At 65.6% G+C, this 24,149-nt stretch carries 24 protein-coding genes; 15 read left to right on the forward strand and 9 right to left on the reverse strand.

The features are described from left to right. Window positions 1-29: 29 nt before the first annotated feature. The 7 genes from H1S04_RS09765 to H1S04_RS09795 are packed head-to-tail and all read right to left on the reverse strand — an operon-like array spanning window position 30 to window position 6,048. On the reverse strand, window positions 30-686 hold the full coding sequence (locus H1S04_RS09765) for an HAD family phosphatase (protein WP_181745288.1): 657 nt from the start codon (window positions 684-686) through the stop codon (window positions 30-32). A gap of 59 nt (window positions 687-745) precedes the next feature. Beyond that, a complete protein-coding gene (locus H1S04_RS09770) occupies window positions 746-1,036 on the reverse strand; it encodes a hypothetical protein (RefSeq protein WP_181745289.1) in 291 nt (96 codons plus the stop codon). Further along, entirely contained in the window at window positions 1,026-2,069 is a 1,044-nt protein-coding gene (locus H1S04_RS09775; RefSeq protein ID WP_181745290.1) for a hypothetical protein, read from the reverse strand. Before H1S04_RS09775 ends, H1S04_RS09770 begins: the two co-directional genes overlap by 11 nt. Next, complete coding sequence (locus H1S04_RS09780) at window positions 2,066-2,470, reverse strand: DUF4383 domain-containing protein (protein ID WP_181745291.1); 405 nt, start codon at window positions 2,468-2,470, stop codon at window positions 2,066-2,068. The genes H1S04_RS09775 and H1S04_RS09780 overlap by 4 nt, the downstream gene beginning before the upstream one ends. Further along, window positions 2,467-3,954 (reverse strand): FAD-binding oxidoreductase, encoded by a 1,488-nt coding sequence (locus H1S04_RS09785; RefSeq protein WP_181745292.1) that lies wholly within the window; start codon window positions 3,952-3,954, stop codon window positions 2,467-2,469. The genes H1S04_RS09780 and H1S04_RS09785 overlap by 4 nt, the downstream gene beginning before the upstream one ends. 50 nt (window positions 3,955-4,004) lie before the next feature. After that, on the reverse strand, window positions 4,005-4,760 hold the full coding sequence (locus H1S04_RS09790) for a hypothetical protein (RefSeq protein ID WP_181745293.1): 756 nt from the start codon (window positions 4,758-4,760) through the stop codon (window positions 4,005-4,007). 52 nt (window positions 4,761-4,812) lie between these two features. Continuing rightward, complete coding sequence (locus tag H1S04_RS09795; RefSeq protein ID WP_181745294.1) at window positions 4,813-6,048, reverse strand: acyl-CoA dehydrogenase; 1,236 nt, start codon at window positions 6,046-6,048, stop codon at window positions 4,813-4,815. Window positions 6,049-6,192: 144 nt separating this feature from the next. Here H1S04_RS09795 and H1S04_RS09800 point away from each other — a divergent pair, with 144 nt between their 5' ends. From H1S04_RS09800 to H1S04_RS09825, 6 genes are read left to right on the forward strand one after another with little or no spacing between them, the layout of a single operon-like run. Next, window positions 6,193-8,487 (forward strand): bifunctional salicylyl-CoA 5-hydroxylase/oxidoreductase, encoded by a 2,295-nt coding sequence (locus H1S04_RS09800; protein WP_181745295.1) that lies wholly within the window; start codon window positions 6,193-6,195, stop codon window positions 8,485-8,487. Beyond that, the gene (locus H1S04_RS09805; RefSeq protein WP_181745296.1) at window positions 8,484-9,227 is read left to right on the forward strand and encodes an SDR family NAD(P)-dependent oxidoreductase; all 744 of its coding nucleotides are present in this window, start codon (window positions 8,484-8,486) and stop codon (window positions 9,225-9,227) included. Before H1S04_RS09800 ends, H1S04_RS09805 begins: the two co-directional genes overlap by 4 nt. After that, window positions 9,227-10,027 carry an enoyl-CoA hydratase family protein gene (locus H1S04_RS09810; RefSeq protein ID WP_181745297.1) on the forward strand — a complete coding sequence of 267 codons (801 nt, stop codon included), beginning with the start codon at window positions 9,227-9,229 and terminating at the stop codon, window positions 10,025-10,027. The genes H1S04_RS09805 and H1S04_RS09810 overlap by 1 nt, the downstream gene beginning before the upstream one ends. Next, window positions 10,027-11,187, forward strand: coding sequence for an acyl-CoA dehydrogenase family protein (locus H1S04_RS09815; RefSeq protein WP_181745298.1), 1,161 nt, complete (start codon window positions 10,027-10,029; stop codon window positions 11,185-11,187). Before H1S04_RS09810 ends, H1S04_RS09815 begins: the two co-directional genes overlap by 1 nt. 2 nt (window positions 11,188-11,189) lie before the next feature. Continuing rightward, window positions 11,190-11,597, forward strand: coding sequence for a thioesterase family protein (locus H1S04_RS09820; protein ID WP_181745299.1), 408 nt, complete (start codon window positions 11,190-11,192; stop codon window positions 11,595-11,597). Next, window positions 11,594-11,995: a RidA family protein gene (locus H1S04_RS09825; RefSeq protein ID WP_181745300.1), complete on the forward strand. Its 402-nt coding sequence runs from the start codon at window positions 11,594-11,596 to the stop codon at window positions 11,993-11,995. Before H1S04_RS09820 ends, H1S04_RS09825 begins: the two co-directional genes overlap by 4 nt. Before the next feature lie 261 nt (window positions 11,996-12,256). On the opposite strand, the gene H1S04_RS09830 is transcribed toward H1S04_RS09825, so the two are convergent. Beyond that, window positions 12,257-13,780: an indolepyruvate oxidoreductase subunit beta family protein gene (locus H1S04_RS09830; protein WP_181745301.1), complete on the reverse strand. Its 1,524-nt coding sequence runs from the start codon at window positions 13,778-13,780 to the stop codon at window positions 12,257-12,259. After that, a complete protein-coding gene (locus tag H1S04_RS09835; protein ID WP_181745302.1) occupies window positions 13,777-15,924 on the reverse strand; it encodes an indolepyruvate ferredoxin oxidoreductase subunit alpha in 2,148 nt (715 codons plus the stop codon). The genes H1S04_RS09830 and H1S04_RS09835 overlap by 4 nt, the downstream gene beginning before the upstream one ends. A 263-nt stretch (window positions 15,925-16,187) precedes the next feature. Here H1S04_RS09835 and H1S04_RS09840 point away from each other — a divergent pair, with 263 nt between their 5' ends. The 9 genes from H1S04_RS09840 (at window position 16,188) to H1S04_RS09880 (ending at window position 24,142) form a co-directional block, all read left to right on the forward strand. Further along, the gene (locus H1S04_RS09840) at window positions 16,188-16,655 is read left to right on the forward strand and encodes a MarR family winged helix-turn-helix transcriptional regulator (RefSeq protein WP_181745303.1); all 468 of its coding nucleotides are present in this window, start codon (window positions 16,188-16,190) and stop codon (window positions 16,653-16,655) included. Window positions 16,656-16,770: 115 nt separating this feature from the next. Beyond that, complete coding sequence (locus tag H1S04_RS09845; protein WP_220185118.1) at window positions 16,771-17,997, forward strand: thiolase family protein; 1,227 nt, start codon at window positions 16,771-16,773, stop codon at window positions 17,995-17,997. Beyond that, window positions 17,994-19,244 (forward strand): SDR family NAD(P)-dependent oxidoreductase, encoded by a 1,251-nt coding sequence (locus H1S04_RS09850; protein ID WP_181745304.1) that lies wholly within the window; start codon window positions 17,994-17,996, stop codon window positions 19,242-19,244. Before H1S04_RS09845 ends, H1S04_RS09850 begins: the two co-directional genes overlap by 4 nt. Beyond that, entirely contained in the window at window positions 19,241-20,014 is a 774-nt protein-coding gene (locus H1S04_RS09855; RefSeq protein ID WP_181745305.1) for a cyclase family protein, read from the forward strand. Before H1S04_RS09850 ends, H1S04_RS09855 begins: the two co-directional genes overlap by 4 nt. A gap of 201 nt (window positions 20,015-20,215) precedes the next feature. Beyond that, on the forward strand, window positions 20,216-21,193 hold the full coding sequence (dctP, locus tag H1S04_RS09860) for a TRAP transporter substrate-binding protein DctP (RefSeq protein ID WP_181745306.1): 978 nt from the start codon (window positions 20,216-20,218) through the stop codon (window positions 21,191-21,193). 81 nt (window positions 21,194-21,274) lie between these two features. Continuing rightward, entirely contained in the window at window positions 21,275-21,787 is a 513-nt protein-coding gene (locus H1S04_RS09865; RefSeq protein WP_181745307.1) for a TRAP transporter small permease, read from the forward strand. A 1-nt stretch (window position 21,788) separates the two neighbouring features. Continuing rightward, a complete protein-coding gene (locus tag H1S04_RS09870; RefSeq protein WP_181745308.1) occupies window positions 21,789-23,099 on the forward strand; it encodes a TRAP transporter large permease subunit in 1,311 nt (436 codons plus the stop codon). A 4-nt stretch (window positions 23,100-23,103) separates the two neighbouring features. Next, on the forward strand, window positions 23,104-23,727 hold the full coding sequence (locus tag H1S04_RS09875; RefSeq protein WP_181745309.1) for an EthD family reductase: 624 nt from the start codon (window positions 23,104-23,106) through the stop codon (window positions 23,725-23,727). Next, on the forward strand, window positions 23,717-24,142 hold the full coding sequence (locus tag H1S04_RS09880; RefSeq protein WP_181745310.1) for an organic hydroperoxide resistance protein: 426 nt from the start codon (window positions 23,717-23,719) through the stop codon (window positions 24,140-24,142). Before H1S04_RS09875 ends, H1S04_RS09880 begins: the two co-directional genes overlap by 11 nt. The last annotated feature ends 7 nt before the right edge of the window (window positions 24,143-24,149 follow it).

Consider the following 24,149-nt stretch of genomic DNA (forward strand, 5'->3'; position numbering starts at 1 on the left):
AATAGGGCCGTCCTTCGGGGCGGCCCTTGTCACATCCCCAGCTGCCGGCGCAGATCGGGGTAATCGGCCGCCTGAAGATCGCAAAAGGCGAAATCCGTGCCCATCGCCTCGGGACCGATGGCGGCGGTGAACAGGCCCGCCCCCTTGGCGGATCGCGCGCCGGGCAGCGCGTCTTCGAACCCGATCAGGCGGTCGGAGGGCAGCGCCAGCCGTTCCGCCGTCACCTGATACGGATAGGGATCGGGCTTGCGGCGGGGCAGCGGATCGGCCGAGACGATCACCTGAACCAGATCCAGCACCTGCAACTGCACCAGCGCGTCGCGGATCAGATATTCCGGCGCCGAGGAACACAGCGCGATCCGCAATCCGCGCTCGTGCAGCGCGCGCAGGAAATCGGCGGCGCCGGGGATCGGCCGGCGCAATGCGTCCAGCCATTTCTCGCCCTCGGCGAAGATCTCCAATTCGATGGCGCGGGCGGCGGCGGCATCGGCGGGGGCGAAGACGGCCGCCACCAGTTCGTCCATGCTGCGCCCGACGCTGGCGTCCATCTGGGCCTGGGTGATGGGGCGGCCATGGCGCCCGGCCACGATGCGTTTGGCCTTTTCCCAGGCCGGTTCGCTGTCGACCAGCGTGCCATCCAGATCGAAGACCGCGGCGTCAAAACGCGCCAAGTCCACCAAAGCCATCTCGTCCACCCCTTCCTGCCGCTGGGTCGTTTCAGCCAAATCGCGCCCGCCGCCCGGCGTCAAGGGCGCGGCAGCGGCAAACATCCGGGCAGCCCCGCCGGCAGCACCAGCGATGCGCCCGCGCGATACAGCCGCCGCGCCAACCCCGGCTGCTCGGATGTCAGGGTGAGGCTGAACGGGCCTGCCGCCATCACCGCGACATCGGGGTCCAGCCGGGTCAGCAGCCCCTCGGGCGGCAGCACCACGACGAAGGCGGGGGCGGCGTCGCTGAACAGGCCCACAACCACCAGCACCGCCAGCCAGCCGGCGAACATGCCCGCCAGCGCCAGCAGCAGCCGCCTAATAGTCATGGATATGTTCCAGCTTCAGCGGCCCAAGGTCGCGCAGCCGCGCGGCCAGATCGGCGACCTTCACCGCGATCAGATGCCGGTAATCGCCGTAGCCCTGCCGCGCCATGCTGGTCAGCGCGCCCGGCTGCTCTGGTTGGTCCGAGGTCGCGGTGAACATGATGTCGTCATTGCCCGCGATCTCGACGAAATCCGCGCCGGCTTCGGCCATGTCGACCAGCAGCCGGGTCAGCGCGGCATAGCGTGGCGTTTCGATGACCATGCCTTCCGGGCGGGTCTCGATCAGGGTGATATCGGGACGGGCGGCCAGAAAGCCGTCCGGCAGGCCGGTCACCACCATCTTCAGGCGCAGCGCGTCGGGGCCGACATTGGCGACGGCGGCCTCGATCGCCTTGGCATAGGCGGCCTTGGCCCGGTATTCCAGCCCGAGCGCCATGGCGCGTTCCCGGTCGCGGAAGCTGTCGCCTGCGGTCTGCAGTTCCGCCGCGTCCCGGCGGAAATCCCAGCGATACCACGGTGTCTGGCGCAGGAAGGTGGCGTAATCGGCGGCCTGGCGGGCCGAGATCGCATCCGCCGCCGCATGGGTCGGCCCCCGGATCCAGGTGACGGCGCGACCCAGCGTTTCCTCGTAGGCAGCCTTCAGCGCCAGTTCCAGCGTGAAGCTGGTGCCGATCACATAGACCATCTGCTTGGTGCCGCCATCGACACCGCCATAGGCGCCCGAGGCCCGCGACAAGGCGCAAAGCGACGACCAGAATCCGCCGATCCCGCGCAGAAAGCCGTAATCCTGCGGATCGCCGTTCCGGATCACGCGGGCGTAATCGTCATAGGCATGCACGATATGCCATTCGGGATAGGTCATCAGCGTCCGCGATTCCGGGCGACGATCGGCGTCGGGGAGGATGCTTGCGTAAGGCGCGGCCTCGCCCTGGGGGCGGCAGGCGGTTTCGACATAGGCGACGGGCGACAGCAGCAGCAGGACGAGCAGCAGAAGTCCCAGCACGCCACGGCCGAGCCAGCGCAGGACGCGCCTCATCGGCGGTCCATGAACAGGCCGGCGAACAGCGCAAAACCGCCAAGCGCCAGATGCGGAAGATTGGCCAGCCAGCGCTTCAGCGACCAGTCGATCCCCAGCGAGGCATTGGTGACGATCCCCAGATCGAGGAAACCGTAGCCGGTGAACATGCCGAAGATGCCGTCGATCAGATAGGCGGCGCCGAACAGGATCAGGAATGTCCGCGCCGCGTTCTTCGAGATCAGCCCCGCCGCCAGCGCCCAGATCGCCGAGGCCACATGCAGCGCGTCGTCATAGAGATCCAGCGCGAAAATCCCGAAGGCCAGCCCGTTTTCGTCGGTCAGGCCGGGAATGTAATTGACCGAGGCCCCGCCCATCAGGGCGACGAAATAGCCGATGGCGATTTTCTGAAGCAGGCTCATATCATCCCCAGATAGCTGTCCCACAGGTTGTTGCGCAATGTCAGCCGCGGGTCCAGCAAACGCTTGGCTTGCGCGAATTCCGCCGCGCGCGGATAGGCGGCGGTCAATTGATCCAGCCGCGCATGGGGCCGGTAGGGCAGATAATAGGCGCCGCCGATTTCCGTCACCCGGTCGATAAGGCGCCGGGTCATGCGGGCCATGTCGTCTTCGGCCCGCGCGGTCAGTTCCTGGCTGAAGGACATGACGGCGGCGATCCGGGGCGTGGGGGCAAAGGCCAGCACGCTGTCCGGGTCGGGTGCGACAAAGCGCAGGGTGACGTTCAGAAACTCCTGATAGCTGTCGGGGATCACCGCGCGGCAGGCGGTCAGGAAATCGACGAACCGGTCGAAATCGACGAAATACTCATGCAGGATGTCGGTGCGGTTCGGGTTGCGGTCGCCCAGCGTGACCACGGGTTCGTTGATCAGGCTGTTGCGGGTGGCCGGGCCGCCGCCCAGCCGCGGCCCGGCCACGGTTTCGTTCCACCAGCGGAAGGATTTCAGCGCCTCATTGCCCAGCTGGGCGCGGTAGACCCGGCTGGCCAGATGCGCCATCCATCCCGAGCCAGCGGCGGCAGGCAGATCGGTCTGGTCGGCATCCTCGCGATAGGTAATCAGCAGCGCCTGCCGGAAGAAGCTCGCGCGTTCGACGTTCAGGCGGCCATAGGCCATGGTCACGGCGGGGTCGTCCACGGCCTTGCGAAAGGCGGTGGCGAAGCCGTCGGCAGGCAGGACCTCGAAGGTCGGAATCAGGCGGGTGTTGGCGACCATCTCGATCTCCAGATCGACGATGGCGCCGATCAGCCCGTAGCCGCCCATGGCGAGGTTGAAGATTTCTGCGTTTTCGGTCCGCGAGGCGATGACCAGATCGCCCGAGGGCAGCACCATGCGCACCGATCGCACCGTCGATCCCATCGGCCCGAAGGGCACCGGCCAGCCATGGGCATTGACGCTGAAGGTCGCGGCGGTGCCGAAATCATTGTTCGACTGCATGACCTTGGGCGAGCAGCCAAGCGGATCCAGTGCGGCGATCACCTGCGACCAGCGGGCGCCGGCATGGGCGCGATAGGTCAGCGCTGCGGTATCGGCTTCGATCAGGCCATTGTCGAAGGTCACGGCAATCCCGTCGCGCGGAATCGCCTGACCGCCCATCGAATGGCGCGCGGCGCCGATATTGAAGGCGCGCCCCTCGGCCCGGGCCGAGGCCATTTCCGCGCGCAGCGCCGCGATCAGGCTGTCATCGGGCGGCTGGTTCAGGGTGATGTGGCGGTTGATCGGGGTGGCGGAAAGGCCGCTTGCGTCGTTCAACATGCCGGGCGAGGTGGTCGCGGCCAGACGCGCAGTGCCGTCCGGCACCGGCAGATCGGCGTGAAGCAGCCCCGACCCATACCAGCCCGCCGCGCCACCTGTAGCCAGAAGCAGGGAACGACGGGTCAGGTTACGCATCACGGGCCTCGGGGTAACATACTGCGCCCGTTGTAGAATGCCGACGCGCCCTATGTCGAGCCGGCACGGATCGCCATCGCCACCAGCGGCTGCATCGCCTCGCCCTTCACGGTCCAGCTGGTGGCAAAGGCGAAGCTGGCCAGCACCTCCAGCCAGAAGATCGGCTCCCACCGCATCAGCACCCTGTCGAGCCCGGTCGCGATCAGCGCCCCCATGGCGATCAGGCTGGCCACGATGGTCCAGCCGCAGATCCGGTAGATGCGGTGGCGGGCGCGCTTTTCGGCACTCTCGGTGCTGCCCTTGACGAACAGCACCAGGCAGAACACCGCCAGCGCGCCGAAGAACAGGAAGGCCGAGAGGTCGTGGATCCATGCGGCGCGCACGTCACCCAGCAGGCATTGGATCAGGGTGATGGGAATATCCCTGCAGGCCGCGGCCCGGTCGGTGGTGATGACGGGGCCGGCCACGGGCAGGGTCGGGGACAGCGCCACGCCAAGCGCGCCGAGCGCCGCGATGCGGGCCACGCGCCTGTCGGTGATGATCTCGGGGATCGGGGGGCGGTATCCCTCATAGCTCCACAGGAACACCGCCTGCGCGCAGAGCGAGCCGACGAGAACCTCGCGCATGGGGCTGTAATAATAGGCCGAGATGCTGGGCAGGATCTCGGCCGACCACAGCAGGCCATAGGCCAGCAGCGCCAGCGGCAGGAAGAACCCCAGCGCCCCGATGGCGCGGCGCACCGACAGGAAGGACAGCACCAGATCGTTGTCTGCCTTCTGCTGCTGCCCGCTTTTGACCTGATCCATGGTCCGCCTCCCCCTTTTGCCGCAGGCTAGGGCGGGGGCGCGCCGCGTCAAGTTACTGGAAGGCCTGCAAGCCGGTCTGGCCGCGCCCGAGGATCAGCGCGTGCACGTCATGCGTGCCCTCATAGGTGTTCACGGCCTCCAGGTTCATCACATGGCGGATGACACCGTATTCGTCGCTGACGCCATTGCCGCCATGCATGTCGCGCGCCTCGCGTGCGATCGCCAGCGCCTTGCCGCAATTGTTGCGCTTCATCAGGCTGATCAGCTCGGCCGAGTTCTCATGCGCGTCCATCATCCGGCCCAGCCGCAGCGCGCCCAGCAGACCCAGCGAAATCTCGGTCTGCATATCGGCCAGCTTCTTCTGGATCAGCTGGGTCGCGGCCAGGGGCTTGCCGAATTGCTTGCGGTCCATGGTGTATTGCCGCGCCGCGTGCCAGCAGGCCTCGGCCGCGCCCATGGCGCCCCAGCTGATGCCGTAACGCGCCCGGTTCAGGCAGCCGAAAGGTCCGGCCAGCCCCTCGGCATGGGGCAGCAGATGGTCTTCGCCGACAATCACCTCGTCCATCTGGATCATCCCGGTGATCGAGGCGCGCAGGCTGAATTTCCCTTCGATCATCGGCGCGTTCAGGCCTTTCATGCCCTTTTCCAGCACGAAACCACGAATCTTGCCACCATGGGCGTCCGATTTCGCCCAGATCACGAAGACATCGGCGATGGGCGAATTGGTGATCCAGTTCTTGGCGCCGGAAATCGAATAGCCGCCATCCACCTTCCTGGCGCGGGTAATCATTGATCCGGGATCGGAGCCGTGGTCAGGTTCGGTCAGTCCGAAACACCCGACCCATTCGCCGGAAATCAGCTTCGGCAGATATTTCCGGCGCTGTTCGTCGCTGCCGTAGGCGAAGATAGGGTGCATCACCAGCGAGCTTTGCACCGACATCGCCGAGCGATAGCCGGAATCGACCCGCTCGACCTCGCGCGCGACCAGGCCATAGCTGACATAATTCGCGCCGACGCCGCCGTATTCCTCGGGGATGGTGGGGCCAAGCAGGCCCAGTTCGCCCATTTCCGACATGATCTCGCGATGGAAGATCTCGTGGCGGTTGGCCTCGATCACACGGGATGCCAGCCTGTCCTGACAATAGGCGCGGGCGGCATCACGAATCATCCGCTCCTCCTCGGTCAGCAGGCTGTCGATGCCGAACGGGTCTTCCCAGTTCAGCGCCGCCAGCCGGGCGCGGGCGGATTCGGGCGTGGCGGCATGTATGCGGGGGGTGATCTGGTCCATGAGGCTCTCGCGGCTGGGAATATGCGAGCCGTTCTAAAGTTCGTGCTTAAATATTTCAAGCTTGAAGTGATATCCGCTCTGGCATAGGGTCGAGAGGATCGGGCATGAATCACCCATGCCGCTGAATTCGTGAGGAGAGAGTCCATGCGCATCGCGTGTCTCGGGGGCGGTCCGGCCGGGCTTTATTTCGCCATTTCCATGAAGCTCCGCGATCCCGCGCATGAGGTTGTGGTGATCGAACGCAACCGCGCCAACGACACCTTCGGCTGGGGCGTGGTACTGTCGGACGAGGTGCTGGACAAGCTGGGCCGGAATGATCCCGTCAGCGCGCAGGCGATCCGCGACCATTTCGTCTATTGGGACGATATCGCGGTGATTCATGACGGGGTGCGCAATGTCTCGGGCGGGCATGGCTTCGCCGGGATCGGGCGCAAGCAGATGCTGATCTTGCTGCAGGAACGCGCCCGCGAACTGGGGGTCCACCTGCGGTTCGAAACCGAATTCGGCGATGCCGCCGATTACCAGAAGGAATATGATCTGGTGGTGGCCTGCGACGGCATCAATTCGCGCGTCCGCAACGAATATGCCGACGTGTTCAAGCCCGATGTCGAGATGCGCGAGACCAAGTTCATCTGGCTGGGCACGCATCAGAAATTCGACGACGCCTTCACCTTCATCTTCGAGAAGACCGAACATGGCTGGATGTGGGCGCATGTCTATCAATTCGATGCCGATACCGCGACCTTCATCGTCGAATGCCAGCAGGACACCTGGGACCGCTGGGGGTTCGAGGGGATGACCAAGGAAGAAACGGTCGAGACCTGCCGGAAGGTCTTTGCCCGCCATCTGGACGGGCACGAGCTGATCTCGAACGCGGCGCATCTGCGCGGCTCGGCGGTGTGGATGAATTTCCCGCGGGTGATCTGCGAGAAATGGCATCACGAAAACATCGTGCTGATGGGCGATGCGGCGGCGACGGCGCATTTTTCCATCGGCTCCGGCACCCGGCTGGCCTTTGAAAGCGCGATCACGCTGGCGGATTACCTGCACAGCGAATCCAGCATGGAAGCCGCATTCGAGCGCTATCAGGACGAACGCCGGCTGGAGGTGCTGCGCCTGCAATCGGCTGCCCGCAACAGTCTGGAATGGTTCGAACAGGTCGAGCGCTATCTCGGGCTGGACCCGGTTCAGTTCAACTATTCCCTGCTGACCCGCAGCCAGCGGATCAGCCATGAAAACCTGCGCCTGCGCGATGGCCAGTGGCTGCAATCGGCCGAGCGCTGGTTCCAGACCCAAGCCGGTATGGCCCCCGACGCGCCGGTGCGCGCGCCGATGTTCGCGCCCTTCCGGCTGCGCGACATGGCGCTGGAGAACCGCATCGTGGTCTCGCCCATGGCGCAATACAAGGCCGTGGATGGGACGCCCACCGACTGGCATTTCGTTCATTACGCCGAACGCGCCAAGGGCGGCGCCGGGCTGGTCTATACCGAAATGACCTGCGTGTCGCCCGAAGGCCGGATCACGCCCGGCTGTCCGGGGCTTTATGCGCCCGAACACGAGGCCGCATGGAAGCGGCTGGTGGATTTCGTCCATGCCGAGACCGATGCGAAGATCTGCTGCCAGATCGGGCATTCGGGGCGCAAGGGGTCGACCAATATCGGGTGGGAGGGGATGGACAAGCCGCTCGCCTCCGGGAACTGGGATCTGGTCTCGGCCTCGGCGATCCCTTGGTCCAGCGAGAATGCGGTGCCGCGCGCGGCCACCCAGGCCGATCTGGACGCGATCAAGGCGCAATTCGTCGCGGCAGCCGAAATGGCCGAGCGCGCGGGCTTCGACATGATCGAGCTTCATGCCGCCCATGGCTATCTGATCTCGTCCTTCATCTCGCCGGTGTCGAACCAGCGGACGGATGAATATGGCGGCAGTCTGGAAAACCGCCTGCGCTGGCCGCTGGAGGTTTTCGAAGCCATGCGTGCCGTCTGGCCCGAAGACAAGCCGATGTCGGTCAGGATTTCCGCCAATGACTGGATCGGCGACGGCGGCGTGACACCCGCCGAGGCGGTGGAGATCGCCCGCGCCTTCCGTGCGGCGGGGGCGGATATCATCGACGTGTCGGCGGGACAGACCTCGGTGGAGGCGCGGCCGGTTTACGGGCGCATGTTCCAGACGCCCTTTTCGGACCGGATCCGCAACGAAATCGGCATCGCCACCATGGCCGTCGGCAATATCTACGAGGCCGATCATGCCAATTCGATCCTGATGGCGGGCCGCGCCGATCTGGTGGCGGTCGGCCGCCCGCATCTGGCCGATCCCTATTGGACTTTTCACGAGGCGACGAAGATCGGCGACCGCGACGCCGTCTGGCCCAAGCCCTATCTGGCGGGCCGCGACCAGTCCTGGCGGCTGGCCGAACGCGAGGCCGAGGCGATCCGCGCATGAGCGTTGAAGGCAAGCATATCGTCGTCACCGGCGGCGGCTCGGGCGTGGGTGCGGCTACCGCTCTAGCGCTGGCGGAGGCCGGGGCGCGGATCACCATCATGGGCCGGCGCGAGGCGCCCTTGCGCGAACAGGGCCTGCCCTATCAGGTCTGCGATGTGACCGATGCGGATGCGGTGGCCGCCGCCTTTGCAGCGGCACGGGAGGCGCAGGGGCCGATTCTTGGCGTGATCGCCAATGCCGGGGCGGCGGAAAGCCTGCCTTTCGCCAAGATGCCCGCCGGCATGCTGGCCGACATGCTGGCGGTGAATCTGGTGGGCGTGGCGAATGTCTGGCAGGCGGCGCTGCCTGATATGAAAGGGGCGGGCTGGGGGCGGATGATCGCCGTGGCCTCGACCGCCGGGCTGAAAGGCTATCCTTACGTTTCGGCCTATGTCGCCGCCAAGCATGGCGTGGTGGGCCTGACCCGCGCGCTGGCGCTGGAACTGGCCAGCAGCGGCATCACCGTGAACGCCATCTGCCCCGGATTCATCGAGACGCCGATGCTTGACCGCTCCATCGCGAACATCATCGACAAGACCGGCATGAGCGAGGCCGACGCCCGCGCCGCCCTGGTCAAGGACAACCCGCAGAAGCGCTTCATCCAGACCGATGAGGTCGCGGGCGCGGCGCTGTATCTTATGTCGGACGCCGCACGTTCGGTGAACGGCCACACCCTGACCCTCTCGGGAGGAGAGATCTGATGCGCAGCGACGTGCAGCACTTCAAGCTTGCGATCAAGGACGGCATCGCCACCGTCGCGCTCGACCGGCCGGAACGGAAGAACCCGCTCAGCTTCGACAGCTATGCCGAGCTGCGCGACTGGTTCCGCGATCTTCATTACGCGGATGACGTGAAGGCGGTGGTCTTCGGACCGAATGGCGGGAATTTCAGCTCTGGCGGGGATGTGCACGAGATCATCGGGCCGCTTACGAAGATGAACATGAAGGAGTTGATGCGCTTCACCCGGATGACCGGCGATCTGGTCAAGGCGATGATCGGCTGCGGCAAGCCGATCATCGCGGCGGTCGATGGCGTCTGTGCCGGCGCTGGGGCGATCATCGCCATGGCCTCGGACCTGCGCGTCGCCACGCCCGAAGCGAAGACCGCCTTCCTGTTCAACCGGGTGGGCCTCGCCGGCTGCGACATGGGGGCCTGCGCGATCCTGCCGCGCATCATCGGGCAGGGACGGGCGGCGGAACTGCTGTATCTCGGCCGCGCGATGAGCGCCGAGGAAGGGCTGAACTGGGGCTTCTTCAACCGGGTCGTGCCGCAGGCCAAGCTGATGGACGAGGCGCAGGACATCGCGCAGCGAATCGCCGCCGGCCCGAACTTCGCCAATATGATGACCAAGACCATGCTGGCGCAGGAATGGTCGATGAGCCTCGATCAGGCGATCGAGGCCGAGGCGCAGGCGCAGGCGATCTGCATGCAGGGGCAGGATTTCCACCGCGCCTATCACGCCTTCGTCGCCAAGGAAAAACCTGTCTTCGAGGGCGACTGATGGCCGATAAGACCTTTCTCGACTGGCCGTTTTTCGATGACCGCCACCGCGCTTTGGCGGCAGAGGTCGATGCCTGGGCGGCGGAGTCGCTGGCGCATGTCAATCACGCGGATGCCGATGCGGCTTGCCGTGCCTTGGTCCGTGCGATGGGGGATGCGGGCATCCTGACCCATTCCGCCGTGGGCCCGGCAGGCGGCACGCTGGATGTGCGCAGCCTGTGCCTGATCCGCGAGACGCTGGCGCGCCATGATGGGCTGGCGGATTTCGCCTTTGCCATGCAGGGGCTGGGGACGGGCGCGATCTCGCTGTTCGGGACCGAGGCGCAGAGGGCCGAATGGCTGCCGCAGACGCGGACGGGCAAGGCGATTTCGGCCTTTGCGCTGACCGAGCCGCAATCGGGGTCGGATGTGGCCAATTCCACCATGACCGCCACGCGGGACGGCGACGACTATTTGCTGAACGGCGAAAAGACCTGGATCTCGAATGGCGGGATCGCGGATGTCTATACGCTGTTCGCCCGCACCGGCGAGGCGCCGGGCGCGAAAGGCCTGTCGGCCTTCATCCTGCCGGCCGGTCTGCCGGGATTCGAGATCGCCGAGCGGCTGGAAACGATTGCCCCGCATCCGCTGGCCACCCTGCGCTTTACCGATTGTCGCATCCCGGCAAGCGCGATGCTGGGTCAGCCGGGACAGGGCTTTCGGATCGCCATGTCGGTGCTGGATGTGTTCCGCGCCACCGTCGCCGCGGCCGCTTTGGGCTTTGCCCGCCGCGCGCTGGATGAGGCCCTGGACCGAGTGACCGCCCGCCATGTGCAGGGCGCGCCCCTTTTTGAATTGCAGATGGTGCAGGGCCACATCGCCGATATGGCGCTGGATGTGGATGCCAGCGCCCTGCTGGTTTACCGCGCCGCCTGGACCAAGGACAGCGGCGCGCCGCGCGTCACGCGCGAGGCGGCGATGGCGAAGCTGTTCGCGACCGAACAGGCCCAGCAGGTGATCGACAAGGCGGTGCAGCTGCATGGCGGCGACGGCGTGCGCTCGGGCCAGATGGTCGAGCGGCTGTATCGCGACATCCGGGCGCTGCGGATTTATGAAGGCGCCTCGGACGTGCAGCGGGTGGTGATCGCGCGGCAAGCGCTTGCTGCCCATCAGGAGGGCTGAGGATGCATTTCCGCTTTCCCCAGAAGATCCTGTTCAAGCATTGCGACCCGGCGGGGATCGTCTTCTATCCCCGTTATTTCGAGATCATCAACGACGCCGTCGAGGCGATGTTTTCCGACCTGATCGGCTGGCCGTTCGAGGAGATGCACAACGGATCGGGCGTGCCGACCGCGACGATCAGCGTCGATTTCACCGCCCCCAGCCGCCACGGCGATCAGATCGCGCTGGAGATCACCATCGCAAGGCTGGGCCGGTCCAGCATGGTGCTGAAGACGGTGGCCATGGCGGACGAGGAAACCCGCTTCATCGCCGACCACGTTCTGGTCTGCGTCAACGAGGAGGGCCGTCCGCGCAGCTGGCCCGATGCCGTGCGCAAGAAAGTCAACGCTATCATGGAGGGTTCGGTATGAAGCCAGTGACGATTCACCCGGAGGGCTGGGCGCCCGCGCTTGGATACGCCAATGGCATGCTGATGCCCGATGGCACGCTGCATATCGGCGGCCAGATCGGCTGGAATGCCGACAAGGTCTTCGAGGCGAAGGACTTCATCGGCCAGATGGAGCAGTGCCTGAACAATATCGTATCGGTGGTGCGCGCGGCGGGCGGAGAGGTAACGGATATCGGCCGGCTGACATGGTTCGTGAAGGACAAATCGGATTACCTCGCCAACCAGCGCGCCATCGGCGAGGCCTATCGCCGCGTCATGGGCAAGCATTTCCCGGCGATGTCGATGCTGGTCATCAAGGACCTGATCGAGGACGAGGCCCTGATCGAGATCGAAGCGACCGCCTGTATCCGCCACGGCTGAGAAAGCTTCCTCGTGATCGATCCGGTCGCCGAGGGCGGGCAGGTCGGCCGCCGCCGCGGGCAGGTTCTCCGGTGGCGAAGACCTGTGGGCGCCCGGCCGGCATCGGGGCGCCCGAAGGTCGGAACCCTGCCTCGGGCGCTGTTCCGGCCTTCGGGCCGACCGGCGGGAAGGCCCCCAATGTCCCGGCACCCCTTGGAACTCATTGGGCGTTTCGGCGCGGCCGGCCGGGCATGGCGCGGAGGATCAACCGCGCGCCCCGTTTCACGTGAAGCTTTTCACCGTCTGCAAGGCGCCATCCAGCGCGCGGCCCTCCTCGTCCTGCAAGGCGGCCTCGCGCAGGCGGCGGATCCAGTCGGCGGCGTCCTCGCGCCCCTCGACCAGGGCCGCCCCCTCCATCACACGGGCAAATTTCGACTGGCCACGCGCATGGGTGTCGGAATAGCCTTTGATGAGGCGCTGATTGCGCAAAAGCTCGATCGCGACCTCGGGGCGGGCCGCGGCTACCCGGTCCAGCCAGGCGTGCAGATGCGCCATTTCCTGGGCGTGGCGTAGCGTGCGCCTGCGCCAGCCTTTCGCGCCGGCCAGCAGATACAGCATCGAAAAGCCGATGATCCCGTCAGTGCGGATGCGTCGGCCCCGGTTGAACAGCCGGTCGATCAGCGCCATCCGCTTCGGATTGGCCTGCCAACGCGCGCCGATCCCGGCAGGCATAAGCGAGACGATTTCCTCGGCCCGCGGGTGCAGGAATTCGGTGACGCGCATCAGCTGGCCGGACTTCAGTCGCATCTCGCGGGCGATACGGGGCCCGCGCTGGGGCCGCGTCTTGGCATTGGCCACGCGGATGATGTCGTCATAGGCCATGGCATTGGCGATGTATTTCGCCGCCTCGCGCGTCAGATGACCATCGCCGGGGTCCAGTGTCGCCAGCGATTGCAGCCGCGCCAGATATTCCCGCCCATATGCGAGATCCTGAAAGTCCACCACCTTGCGCAGTCCGGCGAGCGCCATTTCCGCCGCCGCCGCGGGCAGCGCGTCGATCTCGGCGCGCAGGCTCTGCCATTCCCGCAGCAAGGCCTCGGGGCCGGTGGCCAAGGGGGCAGGGATGGTCCCGGCCTCGGCCTCGGGTGCGGGGGCGGCCGGCGCGGATGCCGCGTCAAACCCGGCGGAGAAGGCGCGCAGGCTGGGTTCGATCCCTTTGCCGCTGGCGCGGATGGCGTCCTCGAATGCGGTGCGGGGGAAGGGCAGCGCGCCCGATCCCGCCAGCGCGCCGAAAAGCGTGGCCGAAATGACCGCGCCCGAGGCAACCGCCAGCGCCTCGAAATCCGCGGCGATCAGCCGCCGCGCGGCCAGTCCGGCGGCGGCCATCACCTCATCCGAGGAGGCGATACCGTCGCCCGGCACCATCTTCTCCGACACCGCCAGCGCCCGGTGGGTCGAGGTGATCAGCACCGTCCGGTCAGGGGTGACGAAGCCGCGCATGATCGACCGCCCGGCCTCCATCATTTCCGCCGTAATCATCACATCGACATCCCCGGCCGCGGGCATCAGCGAAAACACCGGCATCTGCGGCCCTGCCGGCGCCATCTCGACATAATAGACGGTGGCCCCGGTGCGCTGCGCCACGCCCGCCACGCTGGTCGCCTGCGCGACAAAGCCATTGGCGCGCGCCAGCCCTTCGATCCAGCTGGTCAGCACGCCGCCGCCCTGACCGCCCACGGCCAGAATGGCGACCTTGATGATGCCGGTCGAGACGGTCAGTTCCGCCGGTTTCGGATGCGCGTTCATTCCGCCACCCCCAGATCCAATTGGCGCGCGGCGCGGCGCCTGATCAGGTAATTGCGCCAACCTTCGCGCCAGCGCGCCAGCAGGGTTTCCAGCCTGCCCGCGTTATGGACCACATCGGCGCGATAGAAGCTGGGGCACAGGATGGCGGCGTCGGCGACCTCGCCGCAATTGCCGCAGCCGACGCAGGTGACATCGATGCTGGCGACGGGATCGTCCCGCAGCGGATCTTCCAGCTTTTTCAGCGACAGCGAGGGGCAACCCGACAGCCGCATGCAGGCGTGATCGCCGGTGCAGACCTCCTCGTCGACGCCGAAGCGGGGCACGTCGACGCGGCGGCCTTCCTTCATCGCCGCCGCCCGCAGGGGCTTTTCGCGGCGCTGCCTGTTCAGCATGCATTCCGAGGAGGCGACAATCACCTTCGGTCCCTTTTCGGGCGTGGTCAGCGCCTCGCGGATGGTATCGCGCATCTTCGCCACATCATAGGTGCGATCGATCTGGCGCACCCAGCCGATGCCGATTCCCGCCAGCGCTTTCGAGATCGGGTTCTTCGTCGACTTCGTCCTGTTCTGCGCGCGTGAGGACATCACGTCCTGCCCCCCGGTCGCGGCCGAATAGTAATTGTCGACCACGATGGCCACGCCGTCCGACTTGTTGAACGCCATATTGGTGAAGGATGAGGACAGCCCGTTATGCCAGAAACCGCCATCGCCGATGATCGCGACCGAGCGCTTCTCGCCCCCGCCATCGAAGGCGCCGTTGGCGGCGGGCCCGAGGCCGTAGCCCATGGTCGCGCCGCCGATCTCGAACGGCGGCAGCGAGGCGAACAGGTGGCAGCCGATATCGGCGGCGATCTGGTGCTTGCCCAGTTCCTGCTCCACCAGCTTCATGGCGGCGAAGATGGGCCGCTCGGGGCAGCCGGTGCAGAAGCCCGGCGGACGGATCGGCACGGTTTTCGACAGGTCTGGAAGCGCGGGCGGGGGCGTGTTGGGCGCGCGCAGGGCGTCCGACAACAGGTCGGGCGCGGCCGCTTTCAGGAAGGCCGCGATACCGTCGCGCATCACCGCGCCGGTATATTCGCAGGCCATCGGCAGCACGTCCTTGCCATGCAGGCGCACATCCGCGCGGGCCCGGTACAGATAGGCGCTCAGCTGGTTTTCGATGAATTCGGGCTGGCCTTCCTCGACCACCAGAACCGATTGCTTGTCCTTGCAGAAATCCAGAAACTCGTCCGCGACCAGCGGATAGGTGACGTTCAGCACGTAAAGCGGAATCCGGCTGTTGCCATAGATATCCGCCAGCCCCAGATGGTGCAGCGCGCGGATCACGCCATTATACATGCCGCCCTGCAAGACGATGCCCACGGGGGCCTTTTCGGGGCCGAAGACCTCGTTCAGCTGGCGGTTGCGGATGAAGGCCTCGGCGGCGGGCCAGCGGTTCTTCACCTTGTCCTGCTCGTGCTGATAGGACATCGGCGGCAGCACGACGCGGGCGAAATCGGATCGCGGATTCGCCAGCGCATCCTTGACGGTGAAGGCGGGCGGGCGGTTGTCGCGGCATTCGAAGCTGCCGGTGACGTGGCAGGACCGGATGCGGACCATCAGCATCACCGGTGTGTTCGTCGCCTCGGACAGATCAAAGCCGTCGCTGACCGATTTCACGATCGAGGGCAGGTTCGGGCGCGGGTCCAGCAGCCAGAATTGCGATTTCATCGCGAAGGCATGGGTGCGCTCCTGCATGATCGAGGAGCCTTCGCCGTAATCCTCGCCGACGATCACCAGGGCGCCGCCGGTCACCCCGCTGGAGGCCAGATTCGCCAGCGCATCCGAGGCGACATTGACACCCACAGAACCCTTGAAAGTCACCGCCCCCCGGATCGGATAATGGACCGAGGCTGCCAGCATTGCGGCGGCGGCGGCCTCGTTGGCATTGGCCTCAAAGCGGACGCCGAGATCGGTCAGCAACTCCTCGGCATCGGCCAGCACGTCCATCAGATGCGAGATCGGCGCCCCCTGATAGCCGCCGACATAGCCCACGCCCGATTCCAGCAGCGCCTTGGTGATGGCCAGAATGCCCTCGCCGGTGAAGGTCTCGCCCGCGCCGAGCTTCAGATGCTGGACTTCGGCCTTGAAAGAACGTTCTGCCATGGCGTTTCCCTGAGAGGATGGGGTGCCCTGATCGGGCCAGCTGTGGCCGCGCGGCCGGTATCCGGTTCCGCCGCCCCTCGCGCGGGGGTGTCACGGGGCGGTTGATTTCAGTATATGAAAAATCATATGATCGCGCAAATATTTTGTGTTCAAACCGATTGCCCTGCGTTTACAGGGGTTTGGGCTGGCTATTTGGGCGACGAAACGGCAGAATCCGGGATGAAGGTGTCGGCAATCGGGGCCGGCACGCAGATGAAAGGTGAATGGGTTTGGCAAAACAGGATCAGCAGGCAATTGCGCCGGAGATCGATCTGGAACGGATGCCGTCCTTTCTGCTGAACCATATTGTTCACCAATACCATCAGACGCTGCAATCGCGGCTGAAATCCGTGGGCGTCTCGACGCTGAAGATGCGGATCGTGATCTCGCTGAAGATCTATGGCCGGCTGACGGTGAACGAACTGTGCGGCTATGCCATCGCCGAGCAACCCACCATGAGCCGTGCGCTCGACAGTCTGGAAAAGCAGAAGCTGGTCGAACGTCAGCCAAGCATGGAGGACAGCCGCCTGCGCGTCGTCAGCCTGACCCCGGCCGGGCAGAAGGTGTTCGACAGGATCCACCCCGAGATCTTGCGGGTGAATGCGGCGATGATGACCGGGTTCAGCGACAGTGAGCGCGAGGCCTTCCTGGCCAGCCTGACGCGCGTGCTGGCCAATCTGCGGCAGGGCTGACGCGCGCTGTCGCCCGCGCGGCAAGCATCAAAAAGCTTGCCTCGATCCCGCTTTATATGAATACTCATTTAAATGCCTGCAGAAGGGCGCGCCGCCTGACCCGGCCCGCCGCGAGATGGGGGAATTTCGTGAGCATATCCGCACGCCCGACGGACAGGTCCGCGCCGTGACCCGGCCCCGGCAATCCTATGCCGGCGTGGCGTTGGTGGCCCCGGCCACCGTTCCTTATCAGCGCTATTCGATCCAGACCGCGCATTGGTGGATCGCCCGTGCGCTGCGCATGGCGCTGGATGCGGCGGGGCTGCGGCCGGGCGATCTGGACGGCCTGTCCATGGCGAGTTTCACCCTGTTTCCCGACACCGCGGTGGGGCTGACGCAGCATCTGGGCCTCAGCCCGCGCTGGCTCGATCACATCCCGATGGGCGGAGCAGCGGGCATTGTGGCGCTGCGGCGCGCGGCGCGGGCGGTGCAGGCGGGCGATGCCGATATTGTCGCCTGCGTGGCGGGCGACACCAACCATATCGACAGTTTCCGCCAGCTTCTGTCCAGTTTTTCCCGCTTTCAGACCGATGCCGCCTATCCTTACGGCTATGGCGGCCCGAACGCCAATTTCGCTCTGCTGACTGACCGCTATATGCAGGAATACGGTGCCACCCGCGCCGATTTCGGTCGCCTCTGCGTGGCGCAGCGGGACAACGCGCTGAAGAACCCCCATGCTTTGATGAAAAAACAGCTGAGCTTGCAGCAGTATCTGGATGCCCGCCCGATCGCCGATCCCATCGCGCTGTTCGACTGCGTGATGCCCTGTGCCGGGGCCGAGGCCTTTCTGGTGATGACGGTGGACGAGGCCGAGCGCCGCGGCCTACCCTATGCCACGCTGGCGGCCGCGATCGAACGTCACAACGCCCATCCCGACGACCCGATCCAGCTGCGCGGCGGCTGGACGATGGATGCCGACCAGCTATACCAGATGGCCGATTGCGGCCCGCCGGATATCGACCTGCTACAGACCTATGACGACTATCCGGTGATCTCGATGATGCAGATCGAGGATCTGGGCTTCTGCGCCAAGGGCGAGGCGCCGCAATTCGTCCGCGACCATGACCTGACCATCGCCGGGGATTTCCCGCATAATACCTCGGGCGGTCAGCTGTCTGCGGGGCAGGCGGGCGCGGCGGGCGGCTTTCTGGGCCTGGTCGAGGCGATCCGGCAGGTCACCGGCACCGCCGGCCCCACGCAGGTGCCCGGCGCCCGGCGGGCCATGGTCTCGGGCTTCGGGATGATCAATTATGATCGGGGGCTGTGCTCGGGCGCGGCGATCCTGAAAGGAAACGGCCCATGACCCAGCCGTTGACGCCACCGCCGAAGAAGAACCCGGAAAAGCGGACCCTGTCGCCAACGCTGCCGCCCGAGGCCCGCAGCCGCGCCGCCATGGGCCTGACCGCCGCCGCCGCCGAAGGGCGGTTCGCCCTGCAGGTCTGTGGCGAATGCGGCGCGACGCTCTATCCCGCGCGGGACGCGTGCAATCGTTGCCTGTCGGTCGATCTGCGCTGGCAGGATATCGACCCGCGGGGCGAGTTGCTGGCCGAAACCACGGTGCGTACCTCGACCAACCTGTATTTCCGCGAGCGCGCGCCGTGGCGGACCGGCACCGTCAGGATGGACGCGGGGCCGGTGGTGATCTGCCATGTCCACGGCGATGTCGGCCCCCGCGCGCGTGTCGTGCTGAGCAACCGCCTCGACCGGGCCGGGCAGGGCGTGCTGCTGGCCATGCCCGAAGCCCCCACCCCCCATATGGAGGATGATCCACAATTGCGCGCCATGACCTCGGACCCGAAGCTGCGCCGCGTGCTGATCGTGGACGCGCGCAGCGAAAATGCCCCCGCCATCGCCGCCGCGCTGCTGCAGGCCGGGGCCGCGACGATCTTCGCGGGCGAGGCCCAAAGCTGGCGCCCCAATCCCCAGCGCGCCGCCTTGCTGGCCTTGGGCGTGCAGCTGCTGCCGCTGGATGTGACCGACGCCGGCAGCGTGCGCGAACTGGCGGGCGAGATCGGCGGAAAGGTCGATATCCTCATCAACAATGCCCGCTTCATGCGCCCCGGCGGCGTGCTGCAGCGCGGCGATACCGCCTTCGCCCAGCAGGAATTCGACGTGAATGTGCTGGGCCTGATGCGGCTGGCGCAGGCCTTCGGTCCGGCCATGTGCGCCCGCACGGCGGATGGGGTGAATTCGGCCGTTGCCTGGGTGAATATCCTGTCGGCCTATGCGCTGGTGAACGCGCCGGAATTTGGCAGCTTCGCGGCCTCGCAGGCGGCGGCGCTGTCGCTCGGGCAGTCGCTGCGGGGCGAGTTCCGCGCCAGCGGCCTGCGCGTCATGCATGTCTTTGTCGGCCCGACCGAGGATGACTGGCACCAGCCGCTGCCACCGCCCAAGGTCGCGCCCGCCGCATTGGCCGCCGACCTGCTGCGCGGGTTGCAGGCAGGGCTGGAGGATGTGCATTCCGGCGACGTGGCGAAGGAACTGGCCGAGCGCTTTCGCGCCGGCCCCAAAGTGCTGGAACGCGAAATGACCATGGGAGGAAGATCATGAGCGCGCTTGCCGAACTGTCACAGGCCCTCGCATCGGGTGCGGTGCGGGTGGTCGATCTGACCCACACGCTGGATCCCGATTTCCCTGTCATCGTGCTGCCGCCGGAATTCGGCCAATGCGCCCCCTTCCGCATGGAGGAGATCAGCGCCTATGACCATCGCGGTCCGGCGTGGAAGTGGAACAATTTCAGCATGGGTGAACATACCGGCACCCATTTCGACGCGCCGAAGCACTGGATTTCCGGGCGCGACCTGCCCAATGGCGCGGTCGATGAAATCGACCCTTCGGTTTTCGTCGGGCCGGTGGTGGTGATCGACTGTTCCGAAGGTGCGGCGCAGAACGACGATTACGAACTGACGCCCGACGTGATCGCCGCATGGGAGGCCGAGCATGGCCGCATCCCCGCAGACGCATGGGTGCTGCTGCGCTCGGATTGGTCCAAGCGCAGCGGGGCGGCCTATCTGAACCTGCGCGACGATGGCCCCCATTCCCCCGGCCCGACGCCGGAAGCGATCCGCCTGCTGGTCGAAGACCGGGGCATCCGCGGCTTCGGCACCGAAACCATCGGCACCGATGCCGGGCAGGGCGGCCATTACACGCCACCCTATCCGGCGCATTTCACCCTGCACGGGGCGGGCAAATACGGGCTGCAATGCCTGCGCAATCTGGACCAGCTGCCGCCCACCGGCGCGGTGCTGCTGGCGGCGCCGCTGAAGATCAAGGGCGGAACCGGCAGTCCCCTGCGGGTGATGGCGCTGATCGAAGGCTGACCGCCAGACATGACGACTCGCGCGGCCTGCCTGAAATTCGGGCAAGCCGTCTTATTTTGCGTGGCGCGCCCCCGGAGCTTTGCAGAAGTTACGCCAGAATCCCGTGCAAGCACGAATATTTTGAGGTTAAAGTTGATTTGATGAAAACTCATATGTAGCCTGAGGGAAAAGAACCGATTCCAACCTGACAGGGGAAGCCAGATGAAGATTTGGAAGAATGCCGGTCTTGCCGCGATCATCGCCACGGCGCTTGCGCTGCCGGCACGGGCCGAAGATGTCATCAATGCGGTGCATTTCACCCCGACCCAGGTGGGCTTCGCGCAAAGCTTCCTGCGCTTCGTCGAGAAGGTGAATGAACGTGGCAAGGGCGTCGTCCGCATCGACGTGCGCGGCGGTCCCGAGGTGATTCCGAACACCCAGCTGGGCGCGGCCCAGCAATCCGGGCTGATCGATATTATCAACAATCCGGCCGGTCTCTATCTGGAAATCGTTCCCGAGGGCGACGCCTTTTCCGCCGCCAGCATCACCCCCTGGGAGGCGCGCGAGAATGGTGCCTGGGAGGCCATCGACAAGATCTATCAGGACAAGGGCAACGCCAAGCTGATTGCCTGGGTCGACACCGGCGTGGGCTTTCACATCTGGACCGTAAAGGAGCCCAAGCTGCAGGAAAACGGCATGCTGGACTTCAACGGCCTCGTCCTGCGGGCCTCGCCCCTTTACAAGCAATTCTTCGACAGCATCGGCGCGCAGGCGGTGGTGATGCCGATGGGCGATACCTATACGGCGCTGGAACGCGGGATGATCAACGGGCTGGCCTATCCGTCCATCGGCTACAAGGCTTTCGGCTGGGACAAGTTCACCCGCTACCGCGTCGATCCCGGCTTCTTCGGCATGGATGTGCTGATTTCGATGAATCTCGACGCCTGGAACGGCCTGTCCGACGAATCCAAGGCCGTTCTGGAGGAGGTCGCGAAAGAGTTCGAGCGTGAAAGCTCTGAGGCGATGCGCAAGGAAGACGCCGACACACGCGCGCTGATGGAATCCGAAGGCATGAAGGTGGTCGAGATGACCGGCGAAGGTCGCGAAGCATTTCTGGCGGCGGCCGCCAAATCGAGTTGGGATCGCATGACCGATCGCGATCCCACCCATGTCGAGGAACTGCGCGCGCTGTTCAACTGACCTGTCGCCCGGCCGATCCACGCGGCCGGGCGGCTTCACAGGCCGGGGCCCTCCCCTTCCTCTCGTGACAAAAGGCTCTCCATGGACCGGTTCTTTGATGTCGTCGGCACCTTGTCCTGGCTGTGCGCGTCGCTGGCCAAGTTGCTGATCGGTGCACTCATTCTGCTGGTGGTGGCTGATGTGGTCGCGCGCAATCTGGGCCTGAAGGCGATGACCTGGGCGATCTCGGCATCGGAATACAGCCTTTTATACATCACCTTTCTGGCCATGCCCTGGCTGGTGCGCATCAAGGGGCATGTCTTCGTGGTCTTCCTGCGCGCGCTGTTTCCGCCTGCGATCCAGCGGCTGCTGGAGAAACTGGTCTATCTGACCTGCCTCGCCCTGTGCCTGTATCTGGGCTGGGTGGCATGGTCCTCGATGCTGGGCGCATGGCAGAAGGGCAGCTTTGAAAGCCGCACCTTCGACATGCCGAAGTGGGCGATCTTCCTGCCGATCTGCCTGGGCTTCGGGCTGGCGGCGCTGGAATGGCTGCGGTTCCTCATGACCCCCGCCTCGATCTATGACGCGAACCCGCTGGACGCCGAGGGGGTCTGACATGGATTGGCTTTACCCGTTCGCCATCCTGATCGGCACCATCATCACGCTGATGGGCCTGGGCCTGCCGGTCGCCTTCGCCTTCTTCGCCACCAATATTCTCGGGCTGGTGCTGTTCTTCGGCGGTCAGCGCGGGATCACCCAGATGGTGTCCAATTTCTCGGAGGCAGTGGGCACCTATGCGCTGGCGCCCTTGCCGATGTTTCTGGTCATGGGCAGCCTGTATTTCCGCTCTGGCCTGGGTGAGCGGGTCATTCACGCGCTGGATATCGCCGTCGGCAATCTGCGCGGGCGGCTGTCCTATGTGGTGCTGATGGCGGGCGCGATCTTTGCGGCGCTGTCCGGGTCCAGCCTTGCCAATGCCGGGATGATGTCCTCGTTGATGGCGCCCGAGATGCTGAAGCGCGATTACAAGCCGCATATGGCCTACGGGCCGGTGCTGGGCGCGGGCAATCTCGCGGTGATCATCCCGCCCTCGACGCTGGCGGTGCTGCTGGGTTCGCTGGCGCAGATTGATGTCGGCGCGCTGCTGATCGCGGGCATCCTGCCGGGGCTGCTGCTGACGGCGATGTTCTGCGGACTGATCTGGTTTCAGACCCATATCGACCCCGAGGCCGCGCCCCAATATCCCGTCCCGCCGGTCTCGGGCCGCGAAAAATGGCGCGGCATCCTCGTCAATATCCTGCCGATGTCATTTCTGGTCTTCACCGTCGTGGGCACCATTATCCTTGGGATCGCGACACCCACGGAATCGGCGGGACTGGGCTGCGCGGGGGTGGCGCTGCTGCTGGTCGTCTATCGCAAATTCAGCTGGGCGGTGGTCTGGCAGTCGCTGGACGATGCGATGAAGGTGACGGGGATGACCTTCCTGATCATCTCGGCCTCGATGACGTTTTCGCAGATATTCGCCTTTTCGGGCGCCTCCAGCGGCTTCATCAGCACCGTGACCGGGATGGAGCTGGGCTATTACAGCATCATCCTGATGATGGTGCTGATCATCCTCGTGCTGGGGATGTTCATGGATCAGGTCTCGATGATGCTGATCACCCTGCCGCTGTTCATGCCCTTCGCGGCGCAATACGGGTTCGATACCGTCTGGCTGGGGCTGATCCTGCTGCTGGCCTTCGAGGTCGGGCTGTCCACGCCCCCCTTCGGGCTGCTTCTATATGTGGTGATGGGGTCGGCGCAGGGCGAGATGAGCCTGAAAACGGTGGCCCTTGCCGCTGCGCCCTATGTCGCGCTGACGCTGGTGCTGATCGTGCTTGTGGTGATCTTCCCGCAGCTGGCCTTGCTGCTGCCAAGCCTGATCTGACGCCATGACCTGCGTGCTGATGCTGGTCTGGGCGACGGATGAAGGGGCCGCGCCGCCCTGTCTGGCCGGGCTGCCGGGCCTTGAGCGTGCCCTGATCCATCGGCCCGAGGGAGCCGAGGCCGCCGCCCCCGCACGCGTCCTGCAGCTGGAATTTGATGACATCGCGGCGCTGGAGGCGGCCTGTGCCGCGGACAGCCCGTTGCAGGACTTGCCCGGCGCCCCGCGCCAGCAGGCCTTTCTGCTGCGGCGTTATACCGGCGGGGATGCGGCCTGTTCCTATCTGGTCCATTATCCCGGCCCGGCGCAGGACCTGAATGCCTGGCTCAGCCATTACGCCACCCACCATATCCCGCTGATGATGCGCCTGCCGGGCGTGCGCGCGGTCGAGATGCTGACCCGAATTGACTATCTTTCGGCACTGCCCTTTCCGCGCGACACCCACATGCAGCGCAACCGCGTGGGCTTTGACAGCCCGGCGGATCTGGCGGCTGCGCTTGCCTCGCCCGTTCGGGCGCAGATGCGCGCCGATGTCGATGCCTATCCGCCTTATCAGGGCGGCGTGTCCCATTTCACCATGCTGACCGAGGCGATTTTCCCCAGCAAAAAGGAACCGAGCCATGCCCTTTGAAAAAGCGCTCTATACCGCCGAAATGATCTCGACCGGCGGGCGCGACGGCACCGCTGACCGGCCCGATGGCAGCTTTCCGTTGAAACTGACCGTGCCCGCCGCGCTTGGCGGGCCGGGCGGCGAAGGCACCAACCCGGAAGAACTGTTCGCCGCCGGCTATTCCGCCTGTTTCATCGGCGCGCTGAAGGTGGCCGGGCGGCATGAAAAGGTGGCGGTGCCGGATGAAGTGCAGGTGGCCGCCAAGGTCAGTCTTGGCAAGATCGACACCGGCTACGGGCTTGCGGTGGAACTGGTGGTGCATCTGCCGGGGCTGGACCGCGGGGTCGCCCAGGCGCTGGTGGAAAAGGCCCATCAGACCTGCCCCTATTCCAATGCCACGCGCGGCAATATCGACGTGACCCTGACGCTGGCCTGACAGGAGG

Origin of the sequence: Paracoccus sp. S1E-3 (genome assembly GCF_013868135.1) — a bacterium.
Classification (GTDB): Bacteria; Pseudomonadota; Alphaproteobacteria; order Rhodobacterales; family Rhodobacteraceae; genus Paracoccus.

Coding starts and splice junctions, on each gene's coding strand:
- H1S04_RS09765 (WP_181745288.1), bottom strand. CDS start 686: ATGGCTTTGGTGGACTTGGCGCGTTTTGACGCCGCGGTCTTCGATCTG.
- H1S04_RS09770 (WP_181745289.1), bottom strand. CDS start 1,036: ATGACTATTAGGCGGCTGCTGCTGGCGCTGGCGGGCATGTTCGCCGGC.
- H1S04_RS09775 (WP_181745290.1), bottom strand. CDS start 2,069: ATGAGGCGCGTCCTGCGCTGGCTCGGCCGTGGCGTGCTGGGACTTCTG.
- H1S04_RS09780 (WP_181745291.1), bottom strand. CDS start 2,470: ATGAGCCTGCTTCAGAAAATCGCCATCGGCTATTTCGTCGCCCTGATG.
- H1S04_RS09785 (WP_181745292.1), bottom strand. CDS start 3,954: ATGCGTAACCTGACCCGTCGTTCCCTGCTTCTGGCTACAGGTGGCGCG.
- H1S04_RS09790 (WP_181745293.1), bottom strand. CDS start 4,760: ATGGATCAGGTCAAAAGCGGGCAGCAGCAGAAGGCAGACAACGATCTG.
- H1S04_RS09795 (WP_181745294.1), bottom strand. CDS start 6,048: ATGGACCAGATCACCCCCCGCATACATGCCGCCACGCCCGAATCCGCC.
- H1S04_RS09800 (WP_181745295.1), top strand. CDS start 6,193: ATGCGCATCGCGTGTCTCGGGGGCGGTCCGGCCGGGCTTTATTTCGCC.
- H1S04_RS09805 (WP_181745296.1), top strand. CDS start 8,484: ATGAGCGTTGAAGGCAAGCATATCGTCGTCACCGGCGGCGGCTCGGGC.
- H1S04_RS09810 (WP_181745297.1), top strand. CDS start 9,227: ATGCGCAGCGACGTGCAGCACTTCAAGCTTGCGATCAAGGACGGCATC.
- H1S04_RS09815 (WP_181745298.1), top strand. CDS start 10,027: ATGGCCGATAAGACCTTTCTCGACTGGCCGTTTTTCGATGACCGCCAC.
- H1S04_RS09820 (WP_181745299.1), top strand. CDS start 11,190: ATGCATTTCCGCTTTCCCCAGAAGATCCTGTTCAAGCATTGCGACCCG.
- H1S04_RS09825 (WP_181745300.1), top strand. CDS start 11,594: ATGAAGCCAGTGACGATTCACCCGGAGGGCTGGGCGCCCGCGCTTGGA.
- H1S04_RS09830 (WP_181745301.1), bottom strand. CDS start 13,780: ATGAACGCGCATCCGAAACCGGCGGAACTGACCGTCTCGACCGGCATC.
- H1S04_RS09835 (WP_181745302.1), bottom strand. CDS start 15,924: ATGGCAGAACGTTCTTTCAAGGCCGAAGTCCAGCATCTGAAGCTCGGC.
- H1S04_RS09840 (WP_181745303.1), top strand. CDS start 16,188: ATGGGTTTGGCAAAACAGGATCAGCAGGCAATTGCGCCGGAGATCGAT.
- H1S04_RS09845 (WP_220185118.1), top strand. CDS start 16,771: ATGGGGGAATTTCGTGAGCATATCCGCACGCCCGACGGACAGGTCCGC.
- H1S04_RS09850 (WP_181745304.1), top strand. CDS start 17,994: ATGACCCAGCCGTTGACGCCACCGCCGAAGAAGAACCCGGAAAAGCGG.
- H1S04_RS09855 (WP_181745305.1), top strand. CDS start 19,241: ATGAGCGCGCTTGCCGAACTGTCACAGGCCCTCGCATCGGGTGCGGTG.
- dctP (WP_181745306.1), top strand. CDS start 20,216: ATGAAGATTTGGAAGAATGCCGGTCTTGCCGCGATCATCGCCACGGCG.
- H1S04_RS09865 (WP_181745307.1), top strand. CDS start 21,275: ATGGACCGGTTCTTTGATGTCGTCGGCACCTTGTCCTGGCTGTGCGCG.
- H1S04_RS09870 (WP_181745308.1), top strand. CDS start 21,789: ATGGATTGGCTTTACCCGTTCGCCATCCTGATCGGCACCATCATCACG.
- H1S04_RS09875 (WP_181745309.1), top strand. CDS start 23,104: ATGACCTGCGTGCTGATGCTGGTCTGGGCGACGGATGAAGGGGCCGCG.
- H1S04_RS09880 (WP_181745310.1), top strand. CDS start 23,717: ATGCCCTTTGAAAAAGCGCTCTATACCGCCGAAATGATCTCGACCGGC.